Here is a 17,039-nt window from a genome sequence, read left to right on the forward strand (position 1 = left end):
GGTCACTCCTCTCCGAAGGCGGGGCTGTGGTCGCGTGCGTACTGGACGTAGCTGTTGCTGACTCCCTGGGGGACCATCGGCCACACCATGGCGTCGGCGCTCACGACGAAGTCGATCACGACCGGGCGGTCGTTGGTCTCGAGGGCCAGCTTGATGGCGGCGTCGACCTCTTCCTCCTTGGTGACGCGGATGCCGAGGGCGCCGTACGCCTCGGCCAGCTTCACGAAATCGGGGACGCGCGCAGTGTCGTGCCCGGTGTTGAGGTCGGTGTTGGAGTAGCGGCCGTCGTAGAACAGCGTCTGCCACTGCCGCACCATGCCCAGCGACGAGTTGTTGATGATCGCGACCTTGATCGGGATGTCGTTCAGCGTGGCGGTGGCGAGCTCCTGATTGGTCATCTGGAAGCAGCCGTCGCCGTCGATCGCCCACACCACGCGGTCCGGCTGGGCCACCTTGGCGCCCATCGCCGCGGGGACCGAGTAGCCCATCGTGCCGGCGCCACCGGAGTTGAGCCATGAGTTGGGCCGCTCGTACTTGATGAACTGCGCCGCCCACATCTGGTGCTGGCCGACGCCGGCGGTGTAGATCGCCTCCGGCCCGGTCAGCTCGCCGATCCGCTGGATCACGTGCTGCGGTGCCAGCAGCCCGTCGCTCGTCGGGGTGAACCCGAGCGGGAACTCTTCGCGGAGCCCGTTGAGGTAGGTCCACCACTCGACGAGGTCGGGCTTGACGGTCGCAGACGCGTCCTGGAACGCGGCGGTCAGATCGACGATGACGTCCTTGGCATCGCCGACGATCGGGACGTCGGCGATGCGGATCTTGGAGATCTCGGCAGGGTCGACGTCGACGTGCACGATCTTCGCGTGGGGCGCGAAAAGGGAGGTGTTACCGGTGACACGGTCGTCGAACCGCGCGCCGAGCGACACGATGAGGTCCGATTCCTGGAGCGCGAGCACGGCCGGGACCGTGCCGTGCATGCCCGGCATGCCGAGGTGCTGCTCGTGGGTGTCCGGGAACGCGCCGCGCGCCATCAGGGTGGTCACCACCGGAGCGCCGACGGCCTCGGCCAGCTCGAGGAGCTCCTGCGACGCCCGCGAGCGGATGACGCCGCCGCCGACGTAGAGCACCGGCTTCTTGCTCTCGACGAGCAGCTGCGCGGCCGCCAGGATCTGCTTGCCGTGCGCCTTGGTGATCGGCCGATAGCCCGGCAGATCGACCTTGGGCGGCCACACGAACGGCGCCGTGTTCTGCTGCGCGTCCTTGGTGATGTCGACGAGCACGGGGCCCGGTCGGCCGGTGCCCGCGATGTGGTAGGCCGCGGCGATGGTGGCCGGGATGTCCTCCACGCGCTTCACCAGGAAGGAGTGCTTGGTGATCGGCATGGTGATGCCGACGATGTCGGCCTCCTGGAACGCGTCCGTACCCATGAGGGTGGAGAAGACCTGGCCGGTGATGAAGACCACCGGGACGGAGTCCATGTGCGCGTCCATGATCGAGGTCACGAGGTTGGTCGCGCCGGGTCCGGAGGTCGCCATGGCGACGCCGACCTTGTTGGAGGCCGACGCGTAGCCCTCGGCGGCGTGGCCGCCGCCCTGCTCGTGGCGGACGAGGATGTGGCGGATCTTTGCCGAGTCCACGATGGCGTCGTAGATCGGCAGGATCGCGCCGCCCGGGAGCCCGAAGACGTCGGTGACGCCGAGCAGCTCGAGGGTGCGGACGACGGCCTGCGAGCCGGTCAGTGGTTCGGGCGACGCCTTGCCGGGCGTCGCGGAGGGCAACACGGTGTGGGGGGTTGCATCCGAGGACATGCCTGTATCGGTCCCTTACGTACGAAACGGTTGACTGCTGGAGGAGCGAAGGGCTACCCCGTGACCGCGCCTTCTGCTGCAGAGTGCACGAGCTTGGAGTACTTCGCGAGAACGCCACGGGTATAGCGCGGAGGAAGAGGAGCCCAGCCGTCACGGCGGGCGGTCAGCTCTGACTCGTCGACCAGTAGGTCGAGGGAGCGAGCCGCGATATCGACCCGTATCAGATCACCATCGCGCACGAAGGCGATGGGACCTGCGTCCACCGCTTCGGGTGCTATGTGGCCGATGCACAGGCCGGTTGTGCCGCCTGAGAATCGTCCGTCCGTTAATAGTAGTACATCCTTGCCGAGCCCCGCGCCCTTGATGGCCGCCGTGATGGCGAGCATCTCGCGCATGCCCGGGCCGCCCTTGGGACCCTCGTAGCGGATGACGACCACGTCGCCGGCGTTGATGCGCCCCTCGGTGAGGGCGTCCATGGCCGCGCGCTCGCGCTCGAACACGCGGGCAGGACCCTCGAACACCTGGGCGTCGAAGCCCGCCGTCTTGACGACCGCGCCCTCCGGGGCGAGCGATCCCTTGAGGATCGTGAGACCGCCGGTGGCGTGGATCGGGTTGTCGAGCGTGCGCATGACCTCGCCGTCGGGAGCAGGCGGGTTGATCTCTGCGAGGTTCTCCGCGACGGTCTTGCCGGTGACGGTGAGGCAGTCGCCGTGGAGGAGCCCGGCGTCGAGCAGGGCCTTCATGACGACGGGGACGCCGCCGTGGCGGTCGACGTCGTTCATCACGTACTTGCCGAACGGCTTGAGGTCGCCGATGTGCGGCACCTTGTCGCCGATGCGGTTGAAGTCGTCGATCGTGAGCTCGACCTCGGCCTCGTTCGCGATGGCGAGCAGGTGCAGGACGACGTTGGTCGAGCCGCCGAACGCCATCGCGACCGCGATCGCGTTCTCGAACGCCTTCTTGGTGAGGATGTCGCGGGCCGTGATCCCCTGCTTGAGCAGGTTGACGACGGCCTCGCCCGAGCGGTGGGCGAAGTAGTCGCGCCGGCGGTCCGCTGACGGCGGCGCGGCCGAGCCGGGCAGGCTCATGCCCAGAGCCTCGGCGACGGACGCCATGGTGTTGGCCGTGTACATGCCGCCGCAGGCGCCCTCGCCCGGAGCGATGGCGCACTCGATGCGCTTGAGGTCCTCCTCGCTCATCTTGCCGGCCTTGCAGGCGCCGACGGCCTCGAAGGAGTCGATGATCGTGACATCCTTCTCCGTGCCGTCGGAGAGCTTGACCCAGCCGGGGGCGATGGATCCGGCGTAGAGGAACACGGCGGACAGATCGAGGCGCGCGGCGGCCATCAGCATGCCGGGGAGCGACTTGTCACAGCCGGCGAGCAGCACGGTGCCGTCGAGGCGCTCGGCCATCATGACCGTCTCGACCGAGTCGGCGATGACCTCGCGGGAGACGAGCGAGAAGTGCATGCCCTCGTGACCCATCGAGATGCCGTCGGACACGGAGATGGTGCCGAACTGGAGCGGGTAGCCGCCGCCGGAGTGGACGCCTTCTTTGGCGCCCTGTGCGAGGCGGTCGAGGGAGAGGTTGCAGGGGGTGATCTCGTTCCAGGAGCTGGCGATGCCGATCTGCGGCTTCTCCCAGTCCTCGTCGCCCATTCCGACGGCGCGGAGCATGCCCCGGCTCGTCGTGGCTTCGATTCCGTCGGTGACGACGCGGGAGCGCGGTTTCCAATCGATCTCTGGCATGTGACAACTCTAGGACTTCTCGGATGCCGCTCCGACCATGCGTCGTCGGATCGGTGGAGAGGCCGCGCGGCGCCTCAGGCTGTGGAGGAGGTGCGCGCGTCGGCGAGCAGGGTGAGCAGCGTGGCGATCGCCCGTTCGTCCGCCACCCGGTACTGCGCCGCGGTCTCCCCCGTGCCGACCTTGATCCCCACGTCGCCGTCCTGCGGCCGCAGGACGCGCAGGCCGTCCTCGTCGGTGACGTCGTCTCCGGCGAACAGCACGGCGGTCGCCCGCGTGTACTCGCGCAGCCGCTCGATGCCGTCCCCCTTGTTCGCGCCGCGCACGGAGAACTCGATGATGTCCTTGCCGTCGCGCACGGTGAGCGCGTCGCTGACAGCACCGGCCGCCTCGTACGCGCGACGGACGACCTCCGGCCCGCGGTCCCCCTCCACCGTGCGGTAATGCACGCCGAAGCCGACCGGTTTGACCTCGAGCTTCGTCCCCGGGACGCTGTCCACCAGCCGACCGAGCGCCTCCCCCAGCCGCTCGAGCGTCGCGCGCTCCTCGTCGCTCAGGTCGAGCGAGACGCCGTCGCGCCCGAAGCGGATCTCGACGCCGTGCGATCCGATCAGCAGGGCGTCCGCGTCGGCCTCCGTCACGGCCTCGAGGCTCTCCAGCGGTCGGCCGGAGACGTAGGCCACCCAGGTGTCCGGCAGCTTCTCGAGCCGGTCGAGCGCCGCCTTGGCCTCCGGAAGCGCGCGGGCTCCGCGCGGCACGTCCACGAACGGCGCCAAGGTGCCGTCGAAGTCGAGCGCGAGCAGCAGCCGGTCGGCGTCGGCGAGGCGGCGCACGGCCGCCGCGAGGGCGACGGCGGAGGCGGGAGGGGTGTGCGGGGCGGTGTCGGTCATACGGCTTTCCGGGTCGGGACGGAGGAGAGGGCGAACCGGGAGCGGCTCAGCGGCGGTTCACCGGCGGGTTCTGCAGCGGGTGGTCGCCGTGCGCGGCACGGGTGAGCGCGTCGAGGAACGACGCGGACCAGCGGGCCACGTCGTTGGTGAGCACCTTCTTGCGCAGGGCGCGCATGCGGCGCACGCGGTCGCGCTTGGGCATCGCGACGGCCTGGAGGATCGTCTCCTTGAGCCCCTCGATGTCGTGCGGGTTGATGAGGAGGGCCTGGCGGAGCTCGTCCGACGCGCCGGCGAACTCGCTCAGGACCAGCACCCCGTCGTCGTCCACCCGGGTCGCGACGTATTCCTTGGCGACGAGGTTCATGCCGTCGCGGAGGGCGGTCACGAGCATGATGTCGGCGGCGAGGTAGAGCGCCACCATCTCCTCGCGCGGATAGCCGTGGTGGAGGTAGGCGACCGCGTTGTGGCCCAGGGTGGCGTAGTCGCCGTTGATGCGGCCGACGGTGAGCTCGATCTCGTCGCGCAGCTGACGGTAGGTCTCGACCCGCTCGCGGCTGGGGCTCGCGACCTGGACGAGGGTGACGTCCTCGACCGAGAGGTCGCCGTCACGCAGCAGCTCGCCGAACGCCTTCAGCCGGTGGCCGATGCCCTTCGTGTAGTCGAGCCGGTCGACGCCGAGCATGATGGTCTCGGGGTTGCCGAGCTCCTCGCGGATCTCCTTCGCCCGAGCCTGGATGTCGGGACGGCGGGCGAGATCCTGATACTGCTCCGCGTCGATCGAGATCGGGAAGGCCCTGGCGAGGACGGTGCGCACGAGACCGCCGTGCCGGTTCGTCGTCACATGGCGGTGCGACCCGGCCTCGGGGTCGTCGCTGTCGATCGGAACCTCGATGATCGGCCCCCGCGTCTCGTATCCCTTGAGGCGGCGGACCGCGCGCGAGAAGTTGCCCGCGTCGGCGACGCGCTGGAACCCGATGACGTCCGCCCCCAGCAGCCCGTCGATGATCTGGCGCCGCCACGGCAGCTGCGAGTAGATGCCGTACGGCGGGAACGGGATGTGGTTGAAGAAGCCGATGACCAGGTCGGGCCGCGTCTCCCTCAGCATGGCGGGGACGAGCTGCAGCTGGTAGTCGTGCACCCACACCACCGCGCCGGAGGAGGCCGCACCGGCGGCCGCATCCGCGAACCGGCGATTGACCTTCACGTAGCTCTCCCACCATTCGCGGTGATAGCTCGGCTGGGCGATCACGTCGTGGTACAGCGGCCACAGGGTGTCGTTCGAGAAGCCCTCGTAGTACTCCTGCAGCTCCTGCTCGCTGAGGGGAACGGGGAGGATGTTGATACCGCCGGCCTCGAACGAGTCGATCTCCTCGCCCGAGACACCGGCCCAGCCGATCCAGACGCCGTCCTGCGCGCGCATCACCGGCTCCAGCGCCGCGACGAGTCCCCCCGGGGAGGGCCGCCAGCTCGCCTCGCCGTCGCCGTCGATCACCCGGTCGACCGGGAGGCGGTTCGAGACGATGACCAACTCGTAGGTGTCGGTCGTGGACGCGGTGGCGGGCTGGGCTGAGATGGTGGATCCTCTCCCTCGGGTCGATGGTCGGGTCGGCGGGGGTGGCTTGCTCGCCACAGTACCAGCGTCCCCGCGCGTCGGCGGGGGCCTTGACGCGGGGCCGTCGTTCGGCGTGAGGACACATCGCGTTCAGCGCCCGGGGCTAGAGTGCGCCTGTGATGCGCATCGGCATGGGCACGACCTGCGTCTACCCGCTCGGCCTCGAGGAGGCCTTCCGCACCGCGGCCGAGCTGGGCTTCGACGGTGTCGAGGTGATGGTCACACGCGACGAGGCGACGCAGTCCGCACCGCCGCTCGCCGCCCTGGCCGAGCAATACGGCATCCCCGTGCTCAGTGTCCACGCCCCGGTCCTCCTGCTCACCCATTTCGTCTGGGGGCGCGACCCGCGCATCAAGCTGGAGCGGTCGGCGGCGCTCGCCGCGGAGCTCGGCGCCGACACGGTCGTGGTGCACCCGCCGTTCCGCTGGCAGTCCGAGTACGCCGAGGACTTCCTCCGGATCGTGCGGCGGACGGCCGCGGCGACGGGCGTGACGGTCGCGGTCGAGAACATGTTCCCGTGGAAGGTGGCCGGCCGGGGCATGGCGGCCTACTCCCCCGGTTGGAACCCGCTGCCGATGGACTGCGACGCGGTCACGCTCGACTTCTCCCACGCGGCGCTCAGCGGCGTCGACGGCCTGCGGATGGCGGAGGAGCTGGGCGACCGGCTTCGCCACGTGCACCTGTGCGACGGCTCGGGCGCGCTCGACGACACGCGCGTCTTCGACGAGCACCTGGTGCCGGGGCGCGGGACCCAGCCCGTCGCCGAGGTGCTCCGGCTGCTCGCCGGCTCGGGATGGTCGGGCTCGGTGGTCGCCGAGGTCAACACGCGAAAAGCGCGCTCGGGTGCGGAGCGACGGGACCTGCTGCGTGAGACCCTCGCGTTCGCGCGCGATCACAGCAGCGTCGCCGGGGGCTGAAGGGTTCCGACGAGGTCCGCGACGTCAGCCGGCGGTGCCGAGACGCCGCACGAGCTGCTTCGCGTACTCGGCGTAGCCGTCCGCCGTCGGGTGGAACGCGTCAACGCCGCTCGTGTGGACCCACGGCTTCGCGTTCCCGATGGCGTGTCCGGCGAAGTCGACCCCGACATACGTCATCGGCGCGCCCTTGGCTCGTTCGGCGTCCACCGCGTCGTCGATCACCTGGTTGAGGCCGATCGTGGCCGCGTTGATCGCGGCCGCCATGCCGAAGTCCTTGGCGTCCGGGTTCGAGGCGTCGTACATGAGGGCGTACCCGGTCACGACGATGCGCGCGTTGGGCGCCGCTTGGAGGATCGCGTCGTAGACCGTCGCCAGCCGCTCCGGGAGCACGTTGAGCAGCGAGAGTGCCGAGGTCAGCTGGCTGCGGCACGACGCGGCCTTGCCCGCCGCACAGTCGGCGGCGATCGCAGCGACACCCAGATCGTTGCCGCCGATGCTGACGGTGACCAGGTCCGTCCGGTCGTCGAGCGAGACGAGCTGCTTGCGCAGGAGGTCGGAGGTGGTGGCCCCGGAGCAGGCCGCGTTCACGATCAGGTCGATCCCGGCCTCCTCGGTGAAGACGTCGGGATAGCTCGCCGAACTCGAACGGCACTTGCCCGTCTCGTTGCCGCCGCCCATGCCCGCGGCGAACGAGTCCCCGAGCGCGACGTAGCGGGTGCTCGCCGTCAGCGGGCGGCGCGGGAAGGGGTCCGGCGTCGCGGTCGGCGTCGCAGTCGCCTCGGCCTGCGGCGTGGCCGCCGGGGCGGTGTCGGCTGCGCCGGAGCAGGCGGCGACCAGGGTCAGCACCGCGGCGGCGAGGACGCCGGCGAGTGCGTTCGGGAGGGCTCTGCGTCGCATCTGATCGAGCGTACCGAACCCGGCTCGACGTCGGCTCCGATGTCGCCGTGCGTCCGCCGGACGGTCAGAGGCGCTCCGTCAGCGCCAGGAGCACCGCGGGCACGCTCTCCGACAGCCGCTCCGAGAACTTGCGCTCGTCGCCCGAGAGCAGTGCGCGCGCCTCCTCGCTGGCGCACAGATCTGCGATCACACGGACCGCCTCCGCCGGCTCGATCGTGAAGCGCCGGCGGGCGCTCGCCAGTGCCGCGACGACGACCTCGGTCAGGTCGCTGTAGAAACCGTCCTGGAATGCGAGGTAGCCGCCCGCGATCGCGGGGTCGCGCAGGGCGAGCAGCTGGAACTCCGACTGCACGAGCCACCAGCGGCGGTCGTCGGACTGCAGTTCCAGGATCTTCGTGACGATATCGAGCACCTGTGCGTCGTCGAGCTCCACCACCCCGGCGTCGACGAGCGGAGCGAGGTGCTGGGCCAGGCCGAGGTCGAGCTGCTCGAGCCGCATGGTCTTCTCGCGCTCCATCAGCGCGAAGAACAGCTCCTCCTTGGTGGAGAAATTCGAATAGAAGGCACCGCGGGTGAAACCGGCCGCCTCGGCGATCGTCTCGACGCTCGCCGCGCGGACGCCCTGCTCGGCGAAAACGTCGAATGCGGCGTCCAGCAGCCGAGCCCGGGTGCGACGGCGGCGCGCCGACTCCACGGGAGCATCCTCGACGGGCGCATCCTCGTGTCCTTCTGTGAGAGCTGTGCTGTCCAAGCTGAAACCTTCCTGAGTCGAGTTCCAGATACACGAGTGTATCCGATACAGTCGAGCATCGAATACAACGGTGTATCGAAACTCATCATTCCGTGACGCCGCTGGTCACCTCACCGCTGGAGAACGTGTGTCCTCACTCCTGTATTCGATCGGCCGCTGGGCCTTCCGCGCCCGCAAGCTGGTCGTCTCGCTGTGGCTGCTGCTGCTCGTGCTGCTCGCCGGCGGCGCGGTCGCGTTCAACCACGGCACCGACAACACCTTCAGCATCCCGGGCACCGAGTCGCAGGAGGCGCTCGACACGCTGAGCCGCACCTTCCCGCAGGTCAGCGGGACGAGCGCACAGATCGTGGTCGTCGCGCCCGAGGGCGAGACCGTCGACCAACCTGCGATCACGGACCCCGTGGAGTCCACCGTCGCCGATCTCGCCAAGGTCGACGGGGTGTCGGGGGCGACCTCCCCGTACAGCACGACCGTCAAGAACCTCATCTCGGACGACCGCACGGCGGCGATCATCACCGTGCAGCTGACCGGCCAGCAGACCACCGTCACCGCGGAGACGAAGACCGCTCTGAAAGACGCGGGAGCCGAGCTGCAGAAGGAGCTCCCCGACGGCTCGCGGGTCGCCGTGGGCGGGCAGTTGTTCTCCCAGAGCCTGCCGACACTCTCCCTCACCGAGCTCGTCGGCGTGGGGATCGCGCTCGTCGTGCTCATCGTGACGTTCGGCTCGATCATCGCCGCGGGGATGCCTCTGGCGACGGCGCTGCTCGGCGTCGCGCTATCGATGGCGCTGATCTTCATCGCCACCGTCTTCGGCCCCATCTCCTCCACCACCCCGCTGCTCGCGCTCATGCTCGGCCTGGCGGTCGGCATCGACTACTCGCTGTTCATCATCTCGCGACATCAGAGCCAGTTGAAGGCCGGCGTCGATCCCGAGGAGTCGACGGCCCGCTCGGTCGCCACAGCCGGGTCCGCGGTGCTCTTCGCGGGCATCACGGTGATCATCGCGCTGGCCGGTCTCGCCGTGGCGAACATCCCCTTCCTCACGACCATGGGCTTCGCCGCCTCGGCGGCCGTCGCCGTCGCCGTTCTCGTCGCACTGACTCTGACGCCCGCGCTCCTCGGCTTCGCCGGTGCGCGGATCACTCCGGGACGACGCGCCGGCCGCCGCGCCGCGAAGCGCGCTGCGCGGGCGTCGGCCTCCGCGGGGACCGCGGCAACGGCGCCCGACTCTGCCGACGCGCCCGCGGAGTCCACATCCACCCCCTCCGCGACACCCAGCCTCGCGCATGCCGCGACGGCCGAGATCCCGCGCGGCTTCTTCCGCGGCTGGGTCCGCGCCGTCACCCGCTTCTCGATCGTCACGGTGGTCGCGGTCGTCGTCGCGCTCGGGATCGCCGCCCTGCCCGCGATGCAGCTGCGGCTCGCCCTTCCGGACGCGGGCTCGCATGCCGCCGACGACCCCGCCCGCATCACCTACGACCTGATCTCGGAGCACTTCGGCCCCGGCTACAACGGCCCGCTGATCGTCACCGGCTCGATCATCTCCAGCACCGACCCGGTCGGGCTGATGGACAAGATCGGCGCGGAGATCGCGGACCTGCCCGGTGTCGCCGCGGTGCCACTGGCGACGCCGAACGCGACCGCGGACACCGGCATCGTCCAGGTCATCCCGACGACGGGTCCCGACGACCAGCGCACCTCCGACCTGGTCGCCGAGCTGCGGGCCAAGCACCAGCACTTCCTCGACGAGTACGGGGTCGATCTCAAGGTGACGGGGACGACCGCCGCCCAGATCGACGTCTCCAACCGCCTCGCGGGGGCTCTGCTGCCGTTCGGCATCCTCGTCGTCGGTCTCTCGCTCGTGCTGCTCACGATGGTGTTCCGGTCGATCGCCGTGCCCATCAAGGCCGCGCTCGGCTATCTGCTCTCCGTCGGCGTCGCCTTCGGCGCGGTGACCGCGGTCTTCGAATGGGGCTGGCTCGCCGACGCGCTGCACGTGGACAAGACCGGTCCCGTGATCAGCTTCATGCCGATCATCCTCATGGGCGTGCTGTTCGGCCTCGCGATGGACTACGAGGTGTTCCTCGTCAGCCGGATCCGCGAGGACTATGTGCACGGCAAGGATGCCCGGCGCGCGGTGCAGAGCGGTTTCGTCGGCTCCGCCAAGGTCGTCACCGCGGCCGCGATCATCATGATCTCCGTCTTCGCCGCGTTCGTCCCGGAGGGCGACACCTCCATCAAGCCGATCGCCCTCGGACTCGCGGTCGGCGTCTTCGTCGATGCCTTCATCGTGCGCATGACGCTGGTTCCCGCGGTACTGCAGCTCCTCGGCGACAAAGCATGGTGGATGCCGCGCTGGCTCGACCGCGTCCTCCCCTCGTTCGACGTGGAGGGCGACGGCCTGCAGAAGGAGCTGGAGCTGGCGGACTGGCCGGAACCCGGCGCGCGCTTCGTGGCTGCGGCCGACGACCTCTCCGTGAGCGTGCGCGGGCGTGCGGTCCTGCGGGACGTGTCCTTCCGGCTCGGCGACGGCGAGGTGCTCGTCGTCCACGGCGACGACCGCACGGCGGCTACGACCCTGCTGATGGCCGTCTCCGGGCGCACCAGGCCGGATTCCGGCACGATGAAGGTCGCCGGGCTGGTGCTCCCCACGCGCGGCTCGGGCGTGCGCTCACGCACCTCCGTCGTCCGCCTCGGCGCCTCCGACACCCCGGTCGAGGACGTGCGGCGCGCCCTCGCCAGCAGGCCGCAGCTGCTCGCGCTCGACGCGGCCGACGCGGTGACCGATCCCGGCGAGCGGCGCCGCATCCGCTCCGAGCTGACGGCCGCTCTCAGCCGCGCCCGCGTCGACCAGCGTCCGTTCGCACTCGTCGTCAGCTGCGTCGACCCGTCGGGCCTCGACGACCTGCTCCCCGACGGCGTCGAGGCCGGCACGCTCCTCCTGCCGGACGACCCGACTGCTTCCCCCGACCGCACGTCCCGCCAGCCGGCCCCTCTCGAGAAGGCGAACGCCTGATGACCACCCCCTCCCCCCTCCGCCGCCCCCGCTCGCTGTTCTCGCTGGAGCGCGTGCGCTCCGACAAGCGCATCACATGGCTCACCATCGTCGGCATCGTGCTCGTGCCGCTCACCATCGGCGGCCTGCTCGTCTGGGCGCTGTGGAACCCGACCGAGCGTCTCGGCGATGTCAAGGCCGCGGTCGTCAACCTGGACCAGCCCGTGAAGGTCGACGGCAAGACCGTGCCGCTGGGCCGCCAGCTCTCGGCCGGCCTGCTCGACAGCGAGAACGACAACTTCTCCTGGGTGCTCACCGATCAGAAGGACGCCGACGCGGGCATCGCCGACGGCACCTACGTCGCGGTGGTCACCATCCCGAAATCGTTCTCGAAGGCGGCGACCTCCCCCTCGGGCGACGCCGCCGACGCCACGCAGGCGACGATCGACGTGCGCACCAGCGACAAGTCGAAGCTCGTCGACCCCGCGATCAGCCAGGTCGTCACGAGCACGGCCACGACGGTGCTCAACAAGCAGCTCACGTCGACCTATCTCGAGAACGTCTACGTCGGCTTCAACACCCTGCACGACCAGATCGGCCAGGCCGCCACCGGCGCCGCCTCGCTCTCCGACGGCCTCACCCAGCTGGCGAGCGGCACCCACCAGTTGAACGACGCCGCCGGGCAGCTCTCCACGGGAGCGTCGTCGCTGTCGAGCGGGACCGCACAGCTGAGCTCGGGCGCGACCGGGCTGTCGAGCGGACTTGCGCAGTTGTCCGACGGCTCGTCCAAGCTGGCAGGCGGGCTGTCCGAGCTGAATCAACAGACCACACCGCTTCCTGCTCAGACGAAGACGCTGGCCGACTCGATGACGACCATGAACACGAACCTGAGCGCGGCGACGACGGGCATCAACTCCGCGGTGAGCAGGTACTGCGCCGCTCCGACGAGTGCCGAGGTGGGCGCGCTCTGCCGCGAGCTCGCCGTCCAGCTCACGCCGCTCAACACCGCGAACGGCTACTCCGCCAAGCTGACGCCCGCCGTCCAGACCCTCGCCGGGGGGATGCCCGCGTTGGCATCCGGAGTGTCGCAACTCTCGTCTGCCGCCCAGCAGCTCGCCTCCGGCACCCAGCAGTCCGCCTCCGGCGCCGCCCAGCTCGCGTCGGGCGCGTCCCAGTCCGCGAGCGGTGCCGCGCAACTCTCCGACGGCGTCTCGCAGCTCGCCTCGGGTGTCGCACCGCTCGCCTCCGGCGCCGACCAGTCGGCCTCGGGTGCGGCCTCCCTCGCCTCCGGCCTGAAGTCGGCCGTGGCACAGCTGCCGAGCTACGACTCCGGCGAGCGCACCAATCTGGCGTCCGTCGTCTCCGATCCGGTGACGCAGAAGACCAGCGGCACCTCCGCGTTCGGTTCGACGAGCATCCCGCTGTTCGCCTCCGTCGCGCTCTGGCTGGGCGCGCTCGCGTCGTTCCTCGTGCTGCAGGCCGTCTCGCGGCGCGCGCTGCTGACCTCGCGCGCCGCAGGGCTGATCGCATTGGACGGGTTCGTCCCCGCCGCTGTTCTCGGCGCGGTGCAGGGCGTGCTCGTCGCGGCCATCATGCAGCCGGCGCTCTCTCTCGACGCGGGACGGTGGTTCGGCTTCGCAGCGGTCGCGATCGGCGTCGGGGTCGCGTTCGCCGCAGTCAACCACGGGCTCGTCGCGCTCCTCGGCGGTGTCGGACGGTTCCTCTCCATGCTGGTCGTCGTGGTCACGCTGGCCTCGGGGATCGTGTCGACGGCGCCCGCGTTCTTCGACGCCGCGATACCGTGGCTGCCGACCTCGCCGGCGATCACGGCGCTGCAGGGTGTCGTGGCCGGCAGCTCGGACGTCTGGCGCGGACTCGGCGGCCTGCTGCTCTGGGCCGCGTTGGGGTTCGGCCTCGCCCTCTTCGCCATCGCACGCAGGCGCGTGGTGCGGGCGGCGCAGTTGCTGCCCGCGGAGTAGTGGCGCGACGCGGTGTCGGCCTCAGGCGGTCACTGCCAGCGCCAGCGTCGCCAGCACCACGGTGAGCGGCGCGACCACGAGCCCGAGCAGCACGTAGCGCCTCCAGCGCAGGTCCACATCGAACGACGTCAGGCGCTGATGCCAGAGGAGGGTCGCGAGCGAGGCCCACGGGGTGATCAGCGGTCCCGCGTTGACGCCGATCAGGAGGGCGGCGAGGCGCACGGGCGATCCGGCGACGGGCTCCAGGGCGAGATAGGCCGGGAGGTTGTCGATGGCGTTGGCGCCGACCATCCCGGTCAGCGAGAGGCGCAGGAGCGCAAGCGGGGAGTCCCCCGTCCCGGACACGGCGGCGAGCAGCTGGCCGAGCCCGAGGGCGTGCAGCGCCTCGATGAACAAGAAGAGGCCGGAGGCGAGCACGACGAGCTGCCACGGGACGAGGCCGAACCGGAGCACCGAGCGGCGGCGGACCAGGAACACGACGGCGAGCGCGACGGCGGCTGCCGACGCGGGCAGCCACACCGGGAGCCCCGAGACGAGCAGCGGGACCAGCGCCACCACGACGACCGCACTGGCCGTGAACAGGACCCGATCGCCGACCGGCTCCTCCTCCCCCGCCTCGTAGCGCACGACCAGGGAACGCCGGGAGATGAGGAACACGGCGACCATCGGCACGACCATCGCGACCACGGCGGGCGCCCACATGAGCGCGGCGAAGGCTGCGGGCGACGGATCGCCCATGGCGTGTTGCGCCAGCAGGTTCGTGAGGTTCGATACCGGCAGCAGCAGCGAGCCGGCGTTCGCCATCCACACCGTCGTCAGCGCGAACGGCAGGGGGTTGAGTCCCGCGTGGCGGGCGAGCACGATCACGACCGGCGTGAGCAGCACCGCTGTGGTGTCCAGCGAGAGGAACACAGTGCAGAGGGCGGCGACGAGAACGACGAACAGCCAGAGCACCCACGCGCGGCCGCGCCCCCACCGCGCCGTGCGCTGCGCCACCCAGGTGAACAGCCCAGCCTCCGCGGCGAGCTCCGTGACGACGGTCACCGCGACGACGAAAAGCAGGATGGGCCACACGCGGTCCCACAGCTCGGCCACCTCCGGCAGCGGGAGGACGCCGACGGCGACGGCGATCACGCCGAGAATCAGGAGCACCGCTCCCACCAGCGCAGTGCGCATCCGGTCCCTTCCGTCCTGGCCGGGTCCCTCCGGCGCCGTAGGCAGCGTACGCTACGGGGAGAGCGGAAGGATGCGGATGCGCAAGTACGTCTTCAACGGTGCGGTGATCTCGGCCGTCCTCGGTCTGTGGACCACCATCCAGTCGACGAGGAACGGGGTGCGCGACTGGCGCGTTCCGCTGCTCTGGATCGGTGCGGCCATCTCGCTGGCGATCGCGATCGGCACCGTCATCGACGAGTCCAAGGAGGCGGCCGAGCGCGAATCCAAGCCGCTCGGCGCCCGCAAGAGCTCCTGAACCTCGCTCTCCCGCGGATTTCCGCTGGTCAACCGGCGTGTCCGGGAGGGAGAGGGCGCGTTCCTCACCGACACTGGTATACGACGAGGGCCAGGAGAGGGGTATCGCGATGTTTGGACGCAGGCGGCACGCCGCAGCCGAGGTTCCGGCGGCGCCGGTGCCTCAGTTGACGGATGCGCAGATCCTCGAGATCGTGCACGGGAAGATCGCCGCGCTGATCGGCGAGGACGGCGAGTGGTCGGTCTCGCGCCGGTCCGCCGACGACACCGACACGATCTTCCACTCCGTGCTCGCGCAGTCGGTCTCCGTCGGGATCGCCGCCGCCCTGGTCGACGCCCGCCGCCGCCTGGAAGCCGGCGACATGGGCGCCGTCACCGAGCCGCAGCACCTGGCCGAGCCGGAGGAGACCCCGGCGGCCGACAGCACCCGGACGGCCGAGCAGGGCGAGCCCGCCGCGTTCGGCTGGGAGCCTGCCCCGATCACCGTCTGGACCGACCTCCGCAAGCCCGTCACGGGCGAGATCCCGGCGATCGCCGAGCGCAACGCCGCCTGACGGCCGCCGTCCGCTCGTGCGGCCGGATCAGCCCACCTTCTTCCACGACGCCGGACCCGCCGACCCCGCTCGGTAGTTCTGCAGCGGGACCTCGTCCTTCGCCCACTCCGTCAGCACCGGCGCCACGATGCGCCAGCAGTCGACCGCCGTGTCGGCACGCACCGACAGCGCCGGGTCGCCGTCGAGGATGCCCTCCAGCACCTCCGCGTAGGCCAGCAGCTGGCCCGGGCCGAACTCCAGCCGCATCGCCGCCCGCTCGATCTCGAACGGGTCGCCCGGGCCGTTGATGTTGATCTCCAGGGACATCTCGTCGGGGGCGAGCATGACGCGCAGCACCGTCGGCTCGCGGGTGCCTCTGAGGCCCTTCGGGACGTGCCGGGCCGGCTTGAACGTGACGACGACCTCCCGCCGCCGCTCCCCGAGCGCCTTGCCCGACCGCAGTGTGAACGGCACGCCGGCCCAGCGCCAGGTGTCGATCTGCACAGTCACCTCGGCGAGCGTCTCGGTGCCGCGCGCGGGGTCGACACCCGGCTCCTTGACGTAGGCGGGGACGGACTCGCCCTCGACGGTGCCGGCGGTGTAGCGGGCGCGTCTGCTGGACTCCTTCGGGCTGTCCTTCCACACCCGGGTCGCGCGCAGGACGGTCGCCTTCGCGTCGCGCAGGTCGGTCGCGTCGAGGGTCGACGGGGGCTCCATCGCCACGATGGCGAGGACCTGCAGCAGGTGGCTCTGGATCATGTCGACCAGGGCGCCGGCGTTGTCGTAGTAGCGGGCGCGCCCCTCGAGCGCGAGCGTCTCGTCATAGACGATGTCGACGCGCTCGATGTGGTCGGCGTTCCACAGCGGCTCGAGGATGCTGTTCGCGAACCGCAGGCCGATCAGATTGAAGACCGTGGACCGGCCGAGGAAGTGGTCGACGCGGTGGATGCGCTCCTCCGGCACGAGCGTCGCGAGCTGCTTGTTGAGCGCGATCGCGCTGCGCTTGTCCGTGCCGAACGGCTTCTCGAGCGCGAGCGTCAGCCCGCGCGGCAGGTGCATCGTCCCGAGAACGGCGCATGCCTTGGCAGTGATCGCGGGCGGGAGCGCGAAGTAGAGCGCGGGAGCTCCCTCGCACGCGTCGAAGATGCGCTGGAGGTCGTCCGCGCGGGTGACGTCCGCCTGCACGTAGACGGTCTCCTTCAGCACGCGCTCGACCGTCGGGCCCGAGGCCCGGATGGTCTTGAACGATGCCCGCACCACCGAGCGCCAATGCGCGTCGGTCCAGTCCTCGAAGCCGGCGCCGACCAGCCGGAAGTGCCGGTCGGGGTGATCCGAGAGCAACTGGCCGATGGCGGGGAGGAGAAGGCGGGCGGAGAGATCGCCGCTCGCTCCGAGAATCGCGAGAGTGTCGACCGACTGCGTCATGGACTTCACAGTACGGC

Annotated in this window: 13 protein-coding genes; 5 read left to right on the forward strand and 8 right to left on the reverse strand. The window is 70.5% G+C overall.

The window, feature by feature from the left end; translation table 11 throughout:
• Positions 1–2: 2 nt before the first annotated feature.
• From LLS1_RS05550 to otsA, 4 genes are all read right to left on the reverse strand, one after another.
• Positions 3–1,808, reverse strand: a complete 1,806-nt coding sequence (locus tag LLS1_RS05550; RefSeq protein WP_226653933.1) for an acetolactate synthase large subunit — start codon at positions 1,806–1,808, stop codon at positions 3–5.
• A 53-nt stretch (positions 1,809–1,861) separates the two neighbouring features.
• Positions 1,862–3,556 carry a dihydroxy-acid dehydratase gene (ilvD, locus tag LLS1_RS05555; protein WP_223360525.1) on the reverse strand — a complete coding sequence of 565 codons (1,695 nt, stop codon included), beginning with the start codon at positions 3,554–3,556 and terminating at the stop codon, positions 1,862–1,864.
• Between the two features lie 74 nt (positions 3,557–3,630).
• Positions 3,631–4,443, reverse strand: a complete 813-nt coding sequence (gene otsB / locus LLS1_RS05560; protein WP_226653934.1) for a trehalose-phosphatase — start codon at positions 4,441–4,443, stop codon at positions 3,631–3,633.
• Between the two features lie 46 nt (positions 4,444–4,489).
• A complete protein-coding gene (gene otsA / locus LLS1_RS05565; RefSeq protein ID WP_226654043.1) occupies positions 4,490–6,016 on the reverse strand; it encodes an alpha,alpha-trehalose-phosphate synthase (UDP-forming) in 1,527 nt (508 codons plus the stop codon).
• 155 nt (positions 6,017–6,171) lie between these two features.
• On the opposite strand from otsA, the gene LLS1_RS05570 reads away from it, so the two are divergent.
• A complete protein-coding gene (locus LLS1_RS05570; RefSeq protein ID WP_226653935.1) occupies positions 6,172–6,972 on the forward strand; it encodes a sugar phosphate isomerase/epimerase in 801 nt (266 codons plus the stop codon).
• Between the two features lie 24 nt (positions 6,973–6,996).
• On the opposite strand, the gene LLS1_RS05575 is transcribed toward LLS1_RS05570, so the two are convergent.
• Positions 6,997–7,869, reverse strand: coding sequence for an SGNH/GDSL hydrolase family protein (locus LLS1_RS05575; RefSeq protein WP_226653936.1), 873 nt, complete (start codon positions 7,867–7,869; stop codon positions 6,997–6,999).
• Positions 7,870–7,933: 64 nt separating this feature from the next.
• Positions 7,934–8,620 (reverse strand): TetR/AcrR family transcriptional regulator, encoded by a 687-nt coding sequence (locus tag LLS1_RS05580; protein ID WP_223360520.1) that lies wholly within the window; start codon positions 8,618–8,620, stop codon positions 7,934–7,936.
• 127 nt (positions 8,621–8,747) lie between these two features.
• On the opposite strand from LLS1_RS05580, the gene LLS1_RS05585 reads away from it, so the two are divergent.
• Together LLS1_RS05585 and LLS1_RS05590 are read left to right on the forward strand one after the other, a co-directional pair.
• The gene (locus LLS1_RS05585; RefSeq protein ID WP_226653937.1) at positions 8,748–11,636 is read left to right on the forward strand and encodes an MMPL family transporter; all 2,889 of its coding nucleotides are present in this window, start codon (positions 8,748–8,750) and stop codon (positions 11,634–11,636) included.
• Positions 11,636–13,594, forward strand: a complete 1,959-nt coding sequence (locus tag LLS1_RS05590) for a YhgE/Pip domain-containing protein (RefSeq protein WP_226653938.1) — start codon at positions 11,636–11,638, stop codon at positions 13,592–13,594. The genes LLS1_RS05585 and LLS1_RS05590 overlap by 1 nt, the downstream gene beginning before the upstream one ends.
• Before the next feature lie 21 nt (positions 13,595–13,615).
• Here the strand turns inward: LLS1_RS05590 and LLS1_RS05595 are convergent, their stop codons facing one another.
• Entirely contained in the window at positions 13,616–14,770 is a 1,155-nt protein-coding gene (locus LLS1_RS05595; RefSeq protein WP_226653939.1) for an SLC13 family permease, read from the reverse strand.
• 76 nt (positions 14,771–14,846) lie between these two features.
• Here LLS1_RS05595 and LLS1_RS05600 point away from each other — a divergent pair, with 76 nt between their 5' ends.
• Both LLS1_RS05600 and LLS1_RS05605 read left to right on the forward strand, forming a co-directional pair.
• The gene (locus LLS1_RS05600) at positions 14,847–15,065 is read left to right on the forward strand and encodes a hypothetical protein (protein ID WP_226653940.1); all 219 of its coding nucleotides are present in this window, start codon (positions 14,847–14,849) and stop codon (positions 15,063–15,065) included.
• 109 nt (positions 15,066–15,174) lie between these two features.
• On the forward strand, positions 15,175–15,618 hold the full coding sequence (locus tag LLS1_RS05605; RefSeq protein WP_226653941.1) for a hypothetical protein: 444 nt from the start codon (positions 15,175–15,177) through the stop codon (positions 15,616–15,618).
• 27 nt (positions 15,619–15,645) lie between these two features.
• Here LLS1_RS05605 and LLS1_RS05610 read toward each other — a convergent pair whose 3' ends face one another.
• Positions 15,646–17,022, reverse strand: a complete 1,377-nt coding sequence (locus LLS1_RS05610; RefSeq protein ID WP_226653942.1) for a glucose-6-phosphate dehydrogenase — start codon at positions 17,020–17,022, stop codon at positions 15,646–15,648.
• Positions 17,023–17,039: the final 17 nt, after the last annotated feature.

It is taken from the genome of Leifsonia sp. LS1 (assembly GCF_020521355.1).
In the GTDB taxonomy this organism is placed as follows: domain Bacteria; phylum Actinomycetota; class Actinomycetes; order Actinomycetales; family Microbacteriaceae; genus Leifsonia.